Source organism: Paenibacillus sp. FSL K6-0108, assembly GCF_045040695.1.
In the GTDB taxonomy this organism is placed as follows: Bacteria; Bacillota; Bacilli; order Paenibacillales; family Paenibacillaceae; genus Paenibacillus; species Paenibacillus pabuli_B.
Genome location: NZ_CP150288.1, coordinates 807,466 through 823,641 on the forward strand (window position 1 = coordinate 807,466; position 16,176 = coordinate 823,641).

The 16,176-nt window shown below is 47.7% G+C and carries 14 protein-coding genes; 12 read left to right on the forward strand and 2 right to left on the reverse strand.

Annotated elements, in window-relative coordinates; translation table 11 throughout:
- Positions 1–64: 64 nt before the first annotated feature.
- The gene (nadE, locus tag MHB49_RS03945; protein ID WP_247900641.1) at positions 65–874 is read left to right on the forward strand and encodes an ammonia-dependent NAD(+) synthetase; all 810 of its coding nucleotides are present in this window, start codon (positions 65–67) and stop codon (positions 872–874) included.
- A gap of 143 nt (positions 875–1,017) precedes the next feature.
- Here the strand turns inward: nadE and MHB49_RS03950 are convergent, their stop codons facing one another.
- Positions 1,018–1,833, reverse strand: coding sequence for an alpha/beta hydrolase family protein (locus MHB49_RS03950; RefSeq protein ID WP_405155116.1), 816 nt, complete (start codon positions 1,831–1,833; stop codon positions 1,018–1,020).
- Positions 1,834–2,019: 186 nt separating this feature from the next.
- Here MHB49_RS03950 and acpS point away from each other — a divergent pair, with 186 nt between their 5' ends.
- Together acpS and mutY are read left to right on the forward strand one after the other, a co-directional pair.
- A complete protein-coding gene (gene acpS, locus MHB49_RS03955; RefSeq protein ID WP_405155117.1) occupies positions 2,020–2,445 on the forward strand; it encodes a holo-ACP synthase in 426 nt (141 codons plus the stop codon).
- 51 nt (positions 2,446–2,496) lie between these two features.
- On the forward strand, positions 2,497–3,849 hold the full coding sequence (gene mutY, locus MHB49_RS03960; protein WP_405155118.1) for an A/G-specific adenine glycosylase: 1,353 nt from the start codon (positions 2,497–2,499) through the stop codon (positions 3,847–3,849).
- A 301-nt stretch (positions 3,850–4,150) separates the two neighbouring features.
- On the opposite strand, the gene MHB49_RS03965 is transcribed toward mutY, so the two are convergent.
- A complete protein-coding gene (locus tag MHB49_RS03965) occupies positions 4,151–4,762 on the reverse strand; it encodes a superoxide dismutase (RefSeq protein WP_024632995.1) in 612 nt (203 codons plus the stop codon).
- Between the two features lie 536 nt (positions 4,763–5,298).
- Here MHB49_RS03965 and MHB49_RS03970 point away from each other — a divergent pair.
- From MHB49_RS03970 to MHB49_RS04010, 9 genes are all read left to right on the forward strand, one after another.
- Positions 5,299–5,724 (forward strand): GNAT family N-acetyltransferase, encoded by a 426-nt coding sequence (locus tag MHB49_RS03970; protein WP_192263093.1) that lies wholly within the window; start codon positions 5,299–5,301, stop codon positions 5,722–5,724.
- A gap of 418 nt (positions 5,725–6,142) precedes the next feature.
- Entirely contained in the window at positions 6,143–6,748 is a 606-nt protein-coding gene (gene lepB, locus MHB49_RS03975) for a signal peptidase I (protein WP_405155119.1), read from the forward strand.
- 176 nt (positions 6,749–6,924) lie between these two features.
- Positions 6,925–8,766, forward strand: a complete 1,842-nt coding sequence (queG, locus tag MHB49_RS03980; RefSeq protein ID WP_405155120.1) for a tRNA epoxyqueuosine(34) reductase QueG — start codon at positions 6,925–6,927, stop codon at positions 8,764–8,766.
- Positions 8,767–8,781: 15 nt separating this feature from the next.
- Entirely contained in the window at positions 8,782–9,813 is a 1,032-nt protein-coding gene (locus tag MHB49_RS03985) for an HD-GYP domain-containing protein (protein ID WP_405155121.1), read from the forward strand.
- Positions 9,814–9,969: 156 nt separating this feature from the next.
- On the forward strand, positions 9,970–10,233 hold the full coding sequence (locus MHB49_RS03990) for a YneF family protein (RefSeq protein ID WP_076290490.1): 264 nt from the start codon (positions 9,970–9,972) through the stop codon (positions 10,231–10,233).
- Between the two features lie 79 nt (positions 10,234–10,312).
- Positions 10,313–10,906, forward strand: a complete 594-nt coding sequence (gene folE / locus MHB49_RS03995; protein ID WP_076290489.1) for a GTP cyclohydrolase I FolE — start codon at positions 10,313–10,315, stop codon at positions 10,904–10,906.
- A 165-nt stretch (positions 10,907–11,071) separates the two neighbouring features.
- The gene (locus MHB49_RS04000) at positions 11,072–11,926 is read left to right on the forward strand and encodes a biotin/lipoate A/B protein ligase family protein (RefSeq protein ID WP_405155122.1); all 855 of its coding nucleotides are present in this window, start codon (positions 11,072–11,074) and stop codon (positions 11,924–11,926) included.
- Between the two features lie 70 nt (positions 11,927–11,996).
- Positions 11,997–12,221: a hypothetical protein gene (locus tag MHB49_RS04005; protein WP_095293207.1), complete on the forward strand. Its 225-nt coding sequence runs from the start codon at positions 11,997–11,999 to the stop codon at positions 12,219–12,221.
- Between the two features lie 269 nt (positions 12,222–12,490).
- The gene (locus tag MHB49_RS04010) at positions 12,491–16,132 is read left to right on the forward strand and encodes an S-layer homology domain-containing protein (protein WP_405155123.1); all 3,642 of its coding nucleotides are present in this window, start codon (positions 12,491–12,493) and stop codon (positions 16,130–16,132) included.
- The last annotated feature ends 44 nt before the right edge of the window (positions 16,133–16,176 follow it).

The following is a 16,176-nucleotide window of genomic DNA, read 5'->3' on the forward strand; positions in this document are numbered from 1 at the left end:
AACCATTCGGACCTTTCAAAATGGACATCAAATTTCATTAATTTAGAAACGGGGTGGATGAACGATGAGTTTGCAACAACAGATCATCGCTGAATTGAAGGTTAAACCACGCATTAATGAAGAAGAGGAAGTGCGCAAGCGCGTTGACTTTCTGAAAACGTATGTAAAAAATGCCGGTACCAAGGGGCTGCTGATCGCGATCAGTGGTGGTATTGACAGTGCAGTAGCTACGGCGCTTTGCAAAAAAGCTACGGACGAACTTACAGCAGAAGAGAATAAGGAATACAAAACGCTTGGTGTATTCCAGCCTTATGGTGAGCAATCCGACATTGACCATAGCTATGCTGTAGCCAAAGCCTATGATCTGAAACATGTCGTGGAAACAAACATCGAAGATGCAGTTAACGAGATTGCACTCGAAGTTGAGCAAGGTTTCAAATCCATGGGCAGCCCGCGTCATATGACTCACCAAGGTAAAGGGAACGTGAAAGCAAGAACACGCATGGTCATGCAATACGCTCTGTCCTTTGAGGAGAACCTGTTGGTTGTTGGAACAGACCATGCTTCTGAAGCAATCACTGGCTTTTACACCAAATGGGGTGACGGTGCCGTGGATATTACACCACTGAGCAGCCTGAACAAACGTCAAGTACGTCAGCTGGCTGCGTATTTGAACGTGCCACAGGCCATTTTGGACAAGGCTCCATCAGCAGGACTCTGGGAAGGCCAAACCGATGAAGACGAATTGGGCATTTCCTATGAAGCGAACAGTGACTATCTGGAAGGCAAACAGATTGATCCGGCTGCACAGGAGCGTCTTGAAGCATTCTACACACGTACACATCACAAACGTAATGCCATTCCTGGCATCTAATATGGAAGGCATGCATGCCATGATATGGACAATGCAAGCATCTGAACAGAAAAGAGTCACTGCATAAGGCAGCGACTCTTTTTGTCATGCTGATTGTTTTATTTGCAGCAAGAACACGAGAGCTAGTCGAGAAGAAGACGGGACTAGTTACTCCAAATATCGATCTGGCGAAGCGTTTCGGTTATCGCCTGCTCAAGCTGCGGCGTAGATTCCTTGAATGGATGCACAGTATTGAAAGTATGATTTCCTCCGGGAATCTGGTGCCACGGGATATCTGGGCGAGCTTGAACCAGTGCGGCCGACCCGTCACGCAGCCGTTTGCCGTCCTCTGTTCCCTGAATAAGTGCCACACGCAGAGGGGAAGAGGCCAAGCGATCAATGATGGCGTAACGATCCTGATTCTTGTCCAGATCTTCCAGAATGGACACGTCCAGAGGCATCTGCTGGCCGGTTCGCCCATTCGTGACATGGCTGCGGCCTTGTGTGCGCATCTCTTCTTTTTGTTCAGCGGTAAAGAGATCGAGGTTGGTTACACCATTCCAGGAAATTACGCCTGCAATCTGTTCAGGATGATCCAGCGCGTACACGAGACTTACGCCTGCGCCGCGGCTGTGTCCAATTAGGACTACCGGCAGTCCGAGAAGTTCCGGCTGTGTGGACACATAATCAAGCAGCGTTTCCAAGTCGGCAAGCTCGCGGCTGTAGGTATTGACTGCAAACTTTTCAAGTTCAGAAAATTGCTCCAGATCTTCTCCAACACCGTTGTGAGAGAAATTAAAGGTCAGTACGTGATAGTTCTCGCTTAGCTGCGATGCAGCGTAGGGGAACATGCCCCAGTCTTTGAAGCCTTTGTAACCGTGAGCCAGAATAATGATTCCTTGAGCAGGTTGCCGTGCAGTGAATATATTTCCGCGAATGACGGCATCTCCGCCAGCAGGCAATTCAAATGCTGTGGACATATCTTATTCCTCCTATAGTTCCATCTATTGCTGATTCATATTTTAACATAAATGGTAATGTGCACGAAGGTACTCGCATCCGTGCGCGCCTCCTGCTACAATAGAATACGTGTTCGGATAAGTTACGGATCTGAAGAACAAATGGAGAACGTTTATAGCATAAAAGGTTAAGCGGGTGAAGCGTTGATGATATATGGCATTGGAAACGACGTACTGGAGATTGGAAGGATGAGCAAGCTGTTGTCCGGTCGCCATGCTGAAGCGTTTATGAAGCGAATTTTAACGCATGCAGAGCGGGAGATTGCAGATCAGCGGGGCAAACGGATGGTAGAGTTTGTATCCGGCCGGTTTGCGGCAAAGGAAGCAGTGTCCAAGGCGTTTGGCTGCGGCATTGGAAGCGTGATGAGTTTTACCGACATTGAAGTGCTGCCTGATGACAAAGGACGTCCGGTTGCCACACTGTCTAATGAAGCATGGGAACGACTGCAGCTGCCATACGGCAAACAGTATGAACTTCATTTGAGCATTACGCACCAGACGGAGCTGGCTGCAGCCTTTGCCATTGTAGAGCAGATGGGAAGTAGTTTGCGAGGAACAGAACAGCAACAATAAGGGAATGAAAAGCGGGAAGAACGTAGCACGGTAACAGGAGAGGACGGGAATATGGGTTTATTGGAACAGAAACGACATTTCAGCGTGAATTTGCTGGATTGGTATATGGTCAACAGACGGGATTTGCCGTGGCGTCGCCACAACAATCCTTATTTTACGTGGGTATCGGAGATTATGCTGCAGCAGACTCGGGTGGATACGGTGATTCCGTATTTCAACCGCTTTATTGGGAATTTCCCGACTGTGCAGGCTCTGGCAGAAGCACCGGAAGAAGAGGTTTTGAAAAATTGGGAGGGGCTCGGATATTATTCGCGTGCCCGTAACCTTCAGGCGGCTGCCAGACAAGTCATGGAATTGCACGGTGGGGAGATGCCGCAGGACAAGCAGGCAGTCTTTGCGTTAAAAGGAGTGGGCCCGTATACAGCCGGGGCCATTCTCAGCATTGCCTTCAACCAGCCGCAGCCAGCGGTGGATGGCAATGTGATGCGGGTCCTGTCCCGATACTTCCTCATTGATGAGGACATTATGAAGGGCAGCACTCGGGTGTTGATGGAAGAGCTTGCGGGAGAGCTCATTCCGGAAGGGCGTGCGCGTGATTTCAATCAGGCGCTGATGGAACTTGGCGCGCTGGTGTGCACGCCCAAAGCGCCGCACTGCCTGACTTGCCCGGTCATGGAGCAATGTTCCGGCCGCATCGCCGGAAGGGAGCTCACGCTGCCGGTCAAGACCAAGGCGAAGCCGCCGCGCCCTGAGCAGCGGCTGGTCGCCATTGTGGAGGGCCGCGGTGCTCATCGCGGCCGTGTACTTGTGCGCCAGCGCCCAGCGACGGGCCTGTTGGCCCGCATGTGGGAGCTGCCGCATGTGCTGGCGGCGCCCGCCGCAGCCGGCAAGGCGGCGGGGCCGATGGCCGATGAGCCGGCCATGGCTTTGCTGGCCGGCAGTCTGTGGGCGGAAGGCTTCGCTGCCCGCCCGGAAGCGCTGGCTACCCATGCGGAGCATGTGTTCAGCCACATCGTCTGGAGCCTGCAGGTGTACAAGTGCACCGAGCAGGACCAGAGTAACGAGCTTCCGCTAATCGCCGCGGAAGCCAGAGCCGCCTACGATGCACAGGCGGCTGCCAAAGAAAGCACTGCGTCAGCCGAATCCAGGCCTTCCGCAGCCCAAGTATCGGAGCCAGGCATCACCGATGCAGCCAATATCTCAGGCTCGCTTGATGAGCAGGGCGAGCCGCTGTCAGCCTTTGCCGCAAGTAACCTGGCCGATGATGTATTGACAGGCAAGGGCGATGGCTTGACCTACCGCTGGATCGGTCCGGAAGACATGGACAAGATGGCATTCCCCAACATATTTCTGAAGCTGATCAGCAGTTATTTTGCCGGAGCTTATAGTCAAGTGAACGATTAAATGGGGGAGCTAACGAACTCCAGAGGTCTTAACATGTGGATAAACCACAATTATAAATTCTAACGAACCTGAGTGACGTTATTATAGCCAAATCAACCCAAAAGTGCGCATCAAAGCCCATATTTTGGGAAATAGCTACTCTGAGATTCGTTAGGTTCGCGATACGATGAAATATAGAGCAATAGCGTGCCCTTGGTTCGTTAGAAAAAAACATCCAGTAACTATAACTATAGCGATAGCAAAAAAAGAGCCTGATCCGGTCGTGTTGACCGAATCAGGCTCTTCTATTATGCTGGCAGTCTTATTTCGCTGCAGCGTAACGTTTGTTTACTTCATCCCAGTTGATTACATTCCAGAAAGCACCGATGTAGTCAGGGCGTTTGTTTTGATATTTCAGGTAGTAAGCGTGCTCCCATACATCCAGACCCAGAACCGGAGTCAGACCTTCGAAGAGAGGGCTGTCTTGGTTAGGTGTGCTAGTGATGGACAATTTGCCATCTTTGCCAACAACGAGCCATGCCCAACCGGAACCGAAACGAGTTGTAGCTGCTTTTGCAAAATCTTCTTTGAATTTGTCAAAACCGCCCAGTTCGCTATCGATTGCTGCTGCGATGTCGCCAGTAGGAGCGCCGCCGCCGTTAGGTCCGATAATTTCCCAGAACAAGCTGTGGTTAGCATGCCCGCCACCATTGTTGCGAACCGCTGTGCGGATACCTTCTGGTACGCTGTCAAGGTTAGCAATCAGGTCTTCCAAGCTTTTACCTTGCAGTTCAGGAGCGCTTTCCAGAGCTGCGTTCAGGTTCGTTACGTAAGTATTGTGATGGCGATCGTGGTGGATTTCCATCGTTTGCGCATCAATATGTGGTTCCAGTGCGTCGTTAGCGTAAGGAAGTGCTGGTAATTGAAAAGTCATAGTGAAATACCTCCTGAGATTTTTTAATTTTTGTTAAAGTCAGCAGTTTGCATAATTCAGTTCGAATCGCTTCCGGGACAAGTTCTAGACGAATAATATTACTTCGATCCATATCTTGCTAGTGAAAGTCGCTCACAGGATTTATGCAAATTGCCCAGGTACCTATGTAATAATACCCTTGTCACTAATATTAAACCGCATTCGGGCTAATTAAGCAACATTTTTGTTTATTAAGTCCCCCCAGACGTTAATCCATTTAAGGTCCAGAGATAACAAACATATTTTACCCGTTATGAAATTATTTATGTGATTTGAGGCGTCTAAATAGGAGGAAAGTTTAATATTCGGATGTAAACGGTTACAATTAAGCGCTTTCAAAAGAAAATGCGTGTTTTATGGCGTAAAGTATGGTTTAATTGACGAAGAAGCGGTATTTTCTCGTTATTTGTCATTATTTGAACATTGGGTTTTTGGTAAAAAGGGGAGCCCCTTTTTGTAAAACCTCATCTAAGCTAACGAAAAGGGAGATTTAAGACATGCACGTTCGTTCCTTTCAGTTGAGTGATGCAAGCCAGATGACAGAGCTTCTCCAGGTTGCACTATCGGAAGAGTGTTATGAGAACACGATGGGCCCGTTTGCCCGTCAATTGTCATGGGATTCTGACCTGATCATGGTTGCGGAAGAAGAGGGAGACCTCGTCGGCGCTTTGATCGGTACGATTGACCACAACCAGGGATGCATCTATCGTATTGCGGTCCATCCAGACTATCGTCGCCGCGGAGTCGGCAAAAAACTTGTCGAGACTATGGAACAAAGGTTCCAGCAGCGTAAAGTCAGTCAAATATGGGTGGCGGGTGATGAGCACAACAAAGTAGCCATGCCTCTATATGAAGCAATGGGTTACGGTGCCAATCAGATTATGAGCGCTTTCCAGAAACTCAGTATCTTGTCCAAAGCTTAGTTTGTATGGTTAAAAAAGAAATATAACAGATTTTCATTTCATATTAGGCATATCTTCAGCGTGTAACAACGTGAGGGATATGCCTTTCTATTTATATGGGTATATCTCACCGATTATTCCCCTTTTTTCGCCACTTCTTAACGCCATTCCATTAACTTTATCCCTATTTTAATTGTCTTAATCGCGGTGTTATTCACGCTTCACGTTGTGCTGGTGCTCATAACCAATTGTTTCACCTTTGCAAATGAAGTAGAATTAAAAGGATTATGATCACCCGATTTTGGTAATATCAGAACATATATACATGGAGCACCAGCTTCCTGAAATTAAGAAAAACTTTCACGATACGTGGTCTGTCTTCCTTGAAAGTATGTCGGTCGTCGTTTTTCTTCACAAAATTGATAAACGAGGTGTCTCTTTGAACTCCAACAATCTTTCAACAGAGCATGCGGCCTCCGAGGAACGAAAGGGTCCGGGAGTGCCTGAACAACCGGGGAAATCCTGGGGTGCAGAGCTTTGGGACTGGGTGAAAACGATCGTGATTGCTTTTGTAATCATGATGCTGTTGAACCTGTTTGTATTTAATCTTTCGATGGTCAAAGGTCAATCGATGCAGCCCACGCTGGTTGAGAAGGACCGTTTGTTTGTGAATAAAATTGTATACGATTTTGGGACACCGTCCCGATCCGATGTTATTGTGCTTCGTGATCCAAGCGAAGGTGTGGAGAAAAAAGATTTTCTGGTCAAACGGATTGTCGGACTTCCAGGAGACACAGTTGAAGTACGAGACCATCATTTATTCGTGAATGGGGAGCAGCAAGCGGAAACGTACACGGATACGGAGGTTCAGGACCCTGATTTTGGACCAATTACACTGGAAGCGGATCATTACTTTGTGATGGGAGATAATCGTCATGAAGGCAAGAGCAAGGATAGCCGTGTATTTGGCAGCATTACATCCAGTGAAATTGTAGGCAGGGCGGAGTTTATTTTTTGGCCGTTCTCGGAAATTAAAAAACTGTAAAATGTTAGCAGGAGCAGGACAACAACTTCATGCTGCATTTTGCGTTAAACGATATAGACTCGGTTTCTTTGCACCTCCGGTATGTCCGACTTGTATATCGAAATCAGCGCCTGTCCTCCCGTGAGGCGGGCGTTCACTATTTACGGAATTCGCGTGGAAGAAGAGAGGGAACAGATATGACGAGTGTACAGACCGGAGCAGCAAAGGCAGCAGCTGTATGGGAGAAATTAAAACAAGAGATCAAGGCAGCTGCTCCCGAGATGGGTATTGATGATATAGGATTTGCTTCAGCAGAGCCGTTCGTGACATTAAAATCCATATTGGAGCAACATCGGGCCAAAGGATTTGAGTCCGGATTTGAGGAGCCTGATATTGAGAAAAGAGTGCGTCCCGCATTGAAAGATGGCGAGCCTGCTTCGCTTATTGCGATTGCCGTGGCTTATCCATCGAAGATGGTCAATCCGCCAAAGTCTGAGCCGGGTGCATACCGCGGTATTCTGGCTCGTTCCGCCTGGGGACAGGATTATCACCAGGTCCTGCGCGCCGCAATGGACAAGCTGGTTCATTTTATACGTGAACGCGTCCCTGAAGCCATGATCGAAAGCATGGTCGACACGGGGGCGTTGGTGGATCGTGCTGTTTCCCAGCGCGCAGGGATTGGATTCAGTGCCAAGAACTGTGCCATTATATCGCCCAAATTCGGCTCATGGATCTTTCTCGGAGAACTGGTCACGAATATCCCGTTTCAGCCGGATAACCCGGTGACTGAGGATTGTGGTGAATGTACGAAGTGTATTGATGCCTGTCCAACAGGAGCACTGGTGGGGCCGGGACAATTGAATGCACAGCGCTGCATTTCGTTTGTGACCCAGACGAAGGGCTTCGTGGATGAAGAGTTTATGCTGAAAATTGGCAATCGTCTATACGGTTGTGATACCTGTCAGATTGTTTGTCCGAAGAATCGGGGTAAAAACTGGGACCACCATCCGGAGTTTCATCCCGATCCGGAGATTGTAAAACCGCTGCTGATACCGCTGCTTGACATCGGTAACCGTGAATTCAAAGAGCGCTTTGGCCAAAGCTCAGCCGCTTGGCGGGGCAAGAAGCCAATCCAGCGCAATGCCGTGATTGCCCTGGGCAATTTCAAAGACAAAACCGCTGTACCGAAACTAACCGAGGTACTGAAGCGTGATCCGCGTCCCGAGCTGCGGGGAACTGCAGCCTGGGCGCTGAGCAGAATTGGAGGAGAAGACGCAATGAGAGCCGTTGGGGAAGCTGCCGCTAACGAACAAGATGAGAACGTGCTAAGCATGCTGCAGAAGGCCAAGGAACGATTGAGTTCATCCGAGACCTTACCCGATAAGCCTCAGGCAAAGCAAGTGAGCAACATGAAGTCTGAGGAGCAGAATGAACAGAATAAGACACCCGAACAGGAAAATGGACAAGCGACAGAGCCTGCCAAACCCGAAGCTGCCGCATGGAAACCATCAGCTGTAACAGGCCTGCACGGTACGCCGGTTTATTACGATGAGGTGCTGACACCGATTGGCACACTCACGCTCTGTGCTACGGAAAAGGGCCTGTGTCACATTGATTTCGGTGCTTTCCATGTCCGCGAGGCACATCTGCAACAATGGGCCCGTACATGGATTGGCGAATATCGATATGAGAAAAATGAAGAGAAGCTGAGTGAAGCAGCACAACAGTTAAAGCAGTATTTTGCAGGAGAACGAAAAGCATTTGAACTGAAGCTCGATTTGTTTGGAACACCATTCCAGCTACAAGTATGGCAAGTCCTGTCCGATATATCTTATGGAGAGGCCTCAACACACCAACGGGTTGCGGAAATCATCGGCAGGCCCAAAGCTGTTCGAGCAGTTCTGGATGCGATTAGCAAAAATCCGATTCCGATTATTATTCCCTGTCACCGCATCAGCGGTAAAGACGGAACCCTGGTGGGTTATGTAGGCGGGCTGCAAACCAAAGAGCAATTGCTCACATTGGAGCAGCAATCGTAAGAGCGGGGGACGTTCATGAAGTATGTTAACGTGGAGAGCGTGGAGGCGGGGGACCTTTTGGGTAAAACCATATATTCCGGCAACGGCACGGTATTGCTGTCTGCCGGAGTCCAGCTCACCGTATTTATGGTTAATACGCTGAAGCGTATTGGCGTAACCATGCTGTACATCCAAGATGAAGCGTATAAAGATGTGGATACAGAAGATATTTTGGATGAAGCCACGAAAAAGGCAGTAATTAATGAAATGAGTGTTACGCTCGATTCTATTCGTTCCGGGAAGGACTGGAGCCCAAAGAAGGTCGCCATCAGCATAGATAAATTGTTGAACGATGTTCTGAACGGGCGTGAACTGCTTGTTCAGCTCACAGATATTCGGACCAAGGATAACGCGCAGTATGTTCATGCCATGAATGTATGTTTGCTGTCTTCTGTCATGGGTCTGAATCTGGGGCTTAACTATGTGCAGCTCAAGGATCTGGCCGTTGGAGCTCTATTACATGACATTGGCAAAGTGGGGGAGCCACCCGGCAGCGGTTCAGCAGCGAATTCATCCCTGCATCACACGTGGAGAGGGTTCGAGTTGATCAAATCCAAACGGGAGTTCAATTTACTTGTGGCTCATACGGCTCTGCAGCATCATGAGCATGTGGATGGCACGGGGCTTCCGAGAGGCATTAAGGGAAAAGACATCCATCTGTTCGCCAAAATTGTCAGTGCAGCTAACACGTATGATAATCTGATTAATGGACTGTCAGGTAGAAGCATGCTGCCACATGAAGCTTGTGAAGAGATGATGGCCATGTCTGGCACGAAGCTGGATCGTGATGTATTAATCGAGTTCAACCGGAGTGTATCCGTCTATCCGAATGGAACAGCAGTTCGATTGTCTACCAAAGAGACCGGAGTCATTGTACGTCAGCACCGGGGGCTGCCCGGCAGGCCGGTCATTCGGGTGGCACGTGGCAGTACACGTTATGATCTGGATGTGATTGAAGTGGATCTGGCTCAGCATACAACCGTTTTCATAGAGGCGGTACTGATGTAACGTATACTGGAAAATCCGTTTGCTCAAGGCGTGCGGAAATGCTATGATAACTTTCAGGAAATCCGGTGCGTGTCATGTTTGCATCGTGAGCGTATAACATCATGTGCTGACACGGATCATCAGGCTTTTTAGATTGCATACAGAGGTGTCTAAGAGATGGAAATAGCAATACCGATTATTACATTGATTGTTGGTCTGGTCGGAGGATTTTTCATTGGGGTATACTACTTGCGGAAACAACTTGAGAAAATGCAAAGTGATCCCGACATGCTCCAGAAGATGGCGAAGCAAATGGGTTATAACCTGAATGGCAAGCAAATGCAGCGCGCCCAGCAGATGATGAAGAACCAGCAGCCAGGCGCGAAGATGCCTCAGCCGCAACAACATCCTGCGCGTAAAAACTCGGGCCGCCGAAAATAATAGCTGTGAGCGAGCATTATGCATAATGCTGAAGTGAATAGCTGCTTACAGCATGTGGTTCGAAAGGAGGCGTTTGGCAGTGGCTGGCGTTAAAGATTATTTGAATTCAAAAGTATCCGACAATCGGGAGAAGATCGAGTATCACATTGAGCAGATCTTGCAATTGATCGGTGAGGATAGTACGCGGGAAGGGCTGTTAGAAACGCCTGCACGCGTAACCCGGATGTATGAAGAGATTTTTGGCGGGTATGAAGTGGACCCGCGTGATGTACTTGGTGTGACGTTTGACGAGAATCATGAAGAGCTGGTCATTGTGAAGGACATTGTCTATTACAGCCAATGTGAACATCATATGGCGCCTTTCTTCGGCAAGGTGCACATTGGATATGTGCCGAGCGGCAAGATTGTGGGATTGAGCAAAATGGCCCGTCTGGTGGAGGCAGTTACACGCCGCTTGCAGGTTCAGGAGCGCATTACCTCACAGATCGCCGATATTCTGACTGAAGCGGTAGAACCGAACGGTGTCATGGTCGTCGTGGAAGGCGAGCACTTGTGCATGTGTTCCCGGGGTGTGAAGAAGCCGGGCAGCAAGACGGTAACGTCTGCCGTACGCGGTTCTTTCCGTGACAACCCGGCACAACGTGCCGAGTTCCTGTCGCTGGTGAAAGATTAAGATTGGCTCCGTCCATTCGTTGGACAAGCCAGAAGCATTCATGAATAAGCCGTGTTCCCTGGGGAACCGGCTTATTTATATATTACTTTTGCATTCATGGGGATACATAAGGATCACGTAATTACTTCAATTCATTCAGATTAGTTTAGTCGGAGGCTATCATATATGAGTGTATCGTCCAATTCAGACCAACCCGGATCGCCGGGAGCAGAGCAGCAGATGCAGTTGAATCAATCCTTGCGTCTCCAGATATGGGAGACACCGCTGCTGCGGCAAGGGAGCAGTGTGCTTGAAGCATTTGCTTGGGAAGAAGTTATGTGCCGCCGGGTGGGAGAAGGTCAGTTGCCCGTTGCTCACATTTGGCGGCATTCAGATGCCTTTGTAGCGGGGCTGCGGGATCGAAGACTGCCTCAGGCGGTAGAAGCGATGGAACGCATTAGAAGCCAGGGAACAGCGGTCTGCGTTCGTCCATCCGGTGGTGCAGCAGTTCCCCTGAATCCCGGGGTGGTTAACGTGTCTTTAATTTTGCCTAACCCGGGACGTGCCATCAATATTCATGATGATTTCCGGGAGATGGCTTCACTTATCGCTGAATCGCTAACACCATGGTCGAGTCAAGCGCGTACGGGGGAGATCGAAGGCGCCTTCTGTCCTGGTGATTATGATGTTAGTGTAGGTGGACTGAAATTCTGTGGTATTGCCCAGCGCAGGCAGGCCAAGGCTTATATCATTACTGCCTTTATTATTGTGGAAGGACAGGGGAACGAATTGGCAGCAGACGTGCGTAAGTTCTATCAGGATGCAGCAGACGGTGCCAGCGAAGGTTACCCGGATGTTCGGCCCGGAACGATGGCGAGTTTGCAGGAACTGGCAGGTGTCCCTTCTGCGGCGGCATATACTGCTTCGTTGGTACGTACACTGCGTCAGCGTTTTCCCCAAGCGGAGACGAGCCGTGTGTTGACCGTGGATCGGGAAACTGTCAGACAGACGGCAGAACAGATGAAATTGCGCTACGATTAGTATCGTGGGAGGACACTTGGAATTGGTTAATATAGATGATATGATGTGATTTCGGAAGGAGAGTGCCAAGATGGAAACATTGAGATATACATTTGAATATGAGGTTGTTTCTTCAGGCGAAAAGTCTGAATTCAGCCAAATGGCTACAAGTAAAGAAGAAGCAGCTGCCCTGATCGTTGCGCGTATCGCTGATCTTGAATTTACAGGTGAAGAAGATATCAAGCTGGGCGATCTGATCGCGATTAGCAAACAGGTTGGCGACAACTATGTTGCCTGTGAAGGCTGCGCTTCCTAAGGTAAACGCGCTGCATAGTGGGCCTCAAATGATAAGCAAGTCTCTGGTATAGAGGCTTGCTTTTTTTGTATCTGCATTTGGATTATTCGATTCAGGCGCGCCCGCTGAACAACAAATTGCACGGGAAGAAGCATGCTTATTTGAAAGTAGTTTTGCGAAGATGCGAGAAAAGGCATATTTTCACGAAAAATGCCGATCAATGTTCAGAATCCGTTCAGAGCTGATAGGTATAATCTCCCTACAACAGAAAGAGAAGGGAAGATTCGAACATGCGAAAAAAGGATCACCAGAAGCCCTCCAGGCTCCTGAGACGAATAGGGGTCGTGGTATTATCGTTCCTTATGGTCTTCGGTATGCTGCCAGTGGTGTTTCAACAAGGCGTCGTTCAGGCCAAGAGTTGCTATGAAATGACGGAAACGGATTCTGATGATGTTGAATGGAGGCTCATTAGTACGCCTGAAGAGCTCTATTGTGTAAGAGAAGATTTAAACGGTAATTACAAGCTGAAGAATGATATTTCTGAAGCAGCCATGAGCACGTTTTTGAACGGAGGATCTTGGACTCCAATTGCTGAAATGATAGAAGATGAGCTTATGCCTTTTACAGGCAGGTTCGATGGGAATGGTTATTCAATCTCCGGTTTGAAAACGACGGATGAGAATCAGAACTATGTGGGGCTGTTCTCTTTATTACAAGGTGCTGAGGTTAAAAATCTTGTATTAAACGACGTTTTGTTTACAGGGAATGTTCGTGTAGGTGGACTTGCAGGGGATATTGTTGATTCACGCATTGAAGGCGTGCATATCAGTGGAAACATAAAAGGGAATATGAGAGTAGGCGGTATTTCAGGTTTATCGGACGAAAGTGAATATATAAATAACAGCACTAATGTTGCGGTAATTGCCTTAGGTGAGGATGGCGACTCACTCGGGGGACTTTTTGGAGAAAGTAATAAGGGCACAATCATTGCAAATGCTGCTGAAGGTACAGTGAATGGTTATGAGGCTATAGGTGGACTGATCGGAGAGTCGAATGATAATTTCATTCGTCAGAGCTACGCTTCAGGACAGGTGACGGGAAACTACCAGGTAGGCGGTTTGATTGGCCAACTTAATTATGAACTTAGCCACACTATTGCGGATAACTATGTGGTTGGTTCAGTGAGATCTCATGCTACAGGGGATAATGATTTTTCTGCTGAAGCCATTGGCGGACTGATTGGTGAAGTGAAAAGTGATAGTGGAGCAACTTCCGCATTAATCAATATTCAAAATAATTATATGGCTGCGTCTATGGATATCACTGTTCCTGATAACTCGTCATCACCCATTGATGATCAGACGATAGGGTCAGTCATTGGTAATCTGAATGATCCAGAGAATCAAGTTATCTTTACTAATAACTACTACGATTTAGCCAAGAGTAGTACGAACCAGCAGAATGGTTCTAATTATGCAGCGAGTCTTACTACTGAGCAGATGAAACAACAATCTAATTTCAGTGGATGGGATTTCGATGGAGTTTGGACAACTCGTAACAGGATCAATGATGGGTATCCGATCTTGCGTTCCTCCAAGCTTATGAATGCACCGACTCCACCACTGCCCGATCCAACAATAGGTTATCTGTATCCATATCCTATGTACGGAACAGTTACTCAGTCCACATCTAAAGTTACGGTGAAGCTTAATGAAGCTGGTAGATTTTATTTTGACAATCAATTATATGATGAGGAAATCGTAGGACAGTCGGAAGAAGATACTAAATTACATGCCTTAGCTAATCTATCTTATGTTGATCTAGAAGCTAATGAAGAAAAATCGTTCTTGTTCACAGGATTGGACGAGAACACTTGGTACCGAGTGTTCCTGGCGGTAGAAGATAAGAATGGTCAGCTCAAGAACATGGGAGATCGGGGATATTCAACACTTGCAAACTCAACTCCTCTTCCACAAAATGTAGTGGCTAAACCTGGTGATGGTCAGGTTGCCATTGAATGGACTACAGAGCCAGAATTAGATTATCGCGTGTATATGTACCAAGGTACGGAGGCACCAAAGGATCCGGATCTGTGGACAAATGTGACGGACAGTTACATCGATGGACATATCGGTGGGCTGACGAATGGTGATTCTTATGTGTTTGCAGTTAGATCGTATGCTTCCGATGAAGAAATTTCAGATTATGTTGCATCTAACGTGGTGATCCCGCAAGAGGAGAATAATAATGGTGGTGGATCTAATCCAGATCCAGACCCAGACCCGAACCTTCCTATACCACAGCATGTAGTGGCAACAAAAGGTGAGAAAAAGGTTACGTTAACTTGGGATCCAATCATGAACGGATCAGCTTCGGTCTATATGTACGAAGGTTCGTCAGCACCAGTAGATCCTTCACAATGGGTACTTGTTACTTCTAATATTTTGAATAGTAGTTGGGAAATTAATGATCTTAGAGAAGGCGAAAAATATATTTTCGCTGTTAGAGCTGTATATGAAGATGGCGTATCCGAATATGGAATTTCTAATTCAGTGAAGATTAACATAACTCCTTCCAATCCAGAAACGCCAGGTAATGGGGGAGGTGGGGGAGTTATTACTCCTACTCCTGTAAACCCAACAACTCCACAAGCTCCACAGAAAGAAGTAATCAAAGTGGATGTAGCGAATGGGGATCAATCTTCAACGATCGCTTCCTTGGAGATTAAACGTACTCGAGGAACAGATGGTACGATTAAGGATGAACTTCTTCTTGATCAGAGTAGAACGCAAACCATTATCGACCAATTGAAACAGACAGGCTCCCGCACAGCGGTTGTCTTGATTCCAGACGCAAAAGATGAAGTATCGCAGTGGGATCTGAACCTCCCTCCACAATCGTCAGCAATGCTGGCTGAGCAAGGAGTGGATCTGGTTATTTCCAATCCTAATGTGAAGATTATCATTCCGGCGAGTTCCTTGAACGGACGCACAGATCATATTTATTTCCGTCTAGTACCAGTGAAGAAGGAATCCCAACGTTTAGAGATCCAAACGAGAGCACAGGCGAATGAGTCGATCATCCAATTCGTAGGTACAACGGATATCCAGATCATCGGACGTCCAATGACAATCGAAACGAATCTACAGAGCAGACCTGTTACGCTAATATTGCCTTTAGATGTTAATCAGGTTGCAGGTGTGAAATCTGAGGAGCTAGGTGTATATATTGAGCATAGTGATGGGACGAAGGAGCTTGTACACGGCAAACGGGTTACCCTAAACGGTAATCATCAGCAAGGCGTCGAGATTGAAGTAAACAAATTCAGTACATTCTCCATTGTTAAGGTCAGAGACTGGACAGACAACACATTGAAAGCACAACCTTATATTCAGGGGTACACGGATGGCAGTTTCCGACCAGAGCGTAATGTAACTCGTGCGGAAATGGCAACATTAATCACGCGTATTCTGGGAACATCTACTCTTAAGGGAAGTCATGAATTTACAGATGTTACATCCAGCCACTGGGCACAGGCGGCTATATTAGCAGCAGCTCAATCCGGTTCAGTTCAAGGTTATAAAGATGGCAGCTTTAAGCCGGATCAAGCGATTACCCGCGCGGAAATGGCTGTCGTGTTACAGCCGTTATTAACATCTGATCAGATGACTGCTGCATCGATAGCATTTACCGATGTGAACGAGCATTGGGCGCAACAAGCAGTAGAACAATTAAGTTCGGCAGGAGTCGTTACCGGATACACGGATGGCACGTTCCGTCCAAGTCAGCCGATAACCCGCGCTGAAGTTGTTACAATGCTGAATAAGCTGATTGGTCTTCAAGCTGAAACGAATGCGGCAGGACAGTGGTCGGATGTACCTGCCACACATTGGGCTTATGAAGCGATTCAGGCAGCTTCTATCCGCAAGTAAATAGGTTGTATTCAAACTTAAAGAGATATCTTTCAGTCATTCGG

Bases quoted from the DNA above. Each gene is read 5' to 3' on its own strand.
- nadE (WP_247900641.1), top strand. From the start codon at position 65: ATGAGTTTGCAACAACAGATCATCGCTGAATTGAAGGTTAAACCACGC.
- MHB49_RS03950 (WP_405155116.1), bottom strand. From the start codon at position 1,833: ATGTCCACAGCATTTGAATTGCCTGCTGGCGGAGATGCCGTCATTCGC.
- acpS (WP_405155117.1), top strand. From the start codon at position 2,020: ATGATATATGGCATTGGAAACGACGTACTGGAGATTGGAAGGATGAGC.
- mutY (WP_405155118.1), top strand. From the start codon at position 2,497: ATGGGTTTATTGGAACAGAAACGACATTTCAGCGTGAATTTGCTGGAT.
- MHB49_RS03965 (WP_024632995.1), bottom strand. From the start codon at position 4,762: ATGACTTTTCAATTACCAGCACTTCCTTACGCTAACGACGCACTGGAA.
- MHB49_RS03970 (WP_192263093.1), top strand. From the start codon at position 5,299: ATGCACGTTCGTTCCTTTCAGTTGAGTGATGCAAGCCAGATGACAGAG.
- queG (WP_405155120.1), top strand. From the start codon at position 6,925: ATGACGAGTGTACAGACCGGAGCAGCAAAGGCAGCAGCTGTATGGGAG.
- MHB49_RS03985 (WP_405155121.1), top strand. From the start codon at position 8,782: ATGAAGTATGTTAACGTGGAGAGCGTGGAGGCGGGGGACCTTTTGGGT.
- MHB49_RS03990 (WP_076290490.1), top strand. From the start codon at position 9,970: ATGGAAATAGCAATACCGATTATTACATTGATTGTTGGTCTGGTCGGA.
- MHB49_RS04000 (WP_405155122.1), top strand. From the start codon at position 11,072: ATGAGTGTATCGTCCAATTCAGACCAACCCGGATCGCCGGGAGCAGAG.
- MHB49_RS04005 (WP_095293207.1), top strand. From the start codon at position 11,997: ATGGAAACATTGAGATATACATTTGAATATGAGGTTGTTTCTTCAGGC.
- MHB49_RS04010 (WP_405155123.1), top strand. From the start codon at position 12,491: ATGCGAAAAAAGGATCACCAGAAGCCCTCCAGGCTCCTGAGACGAATA.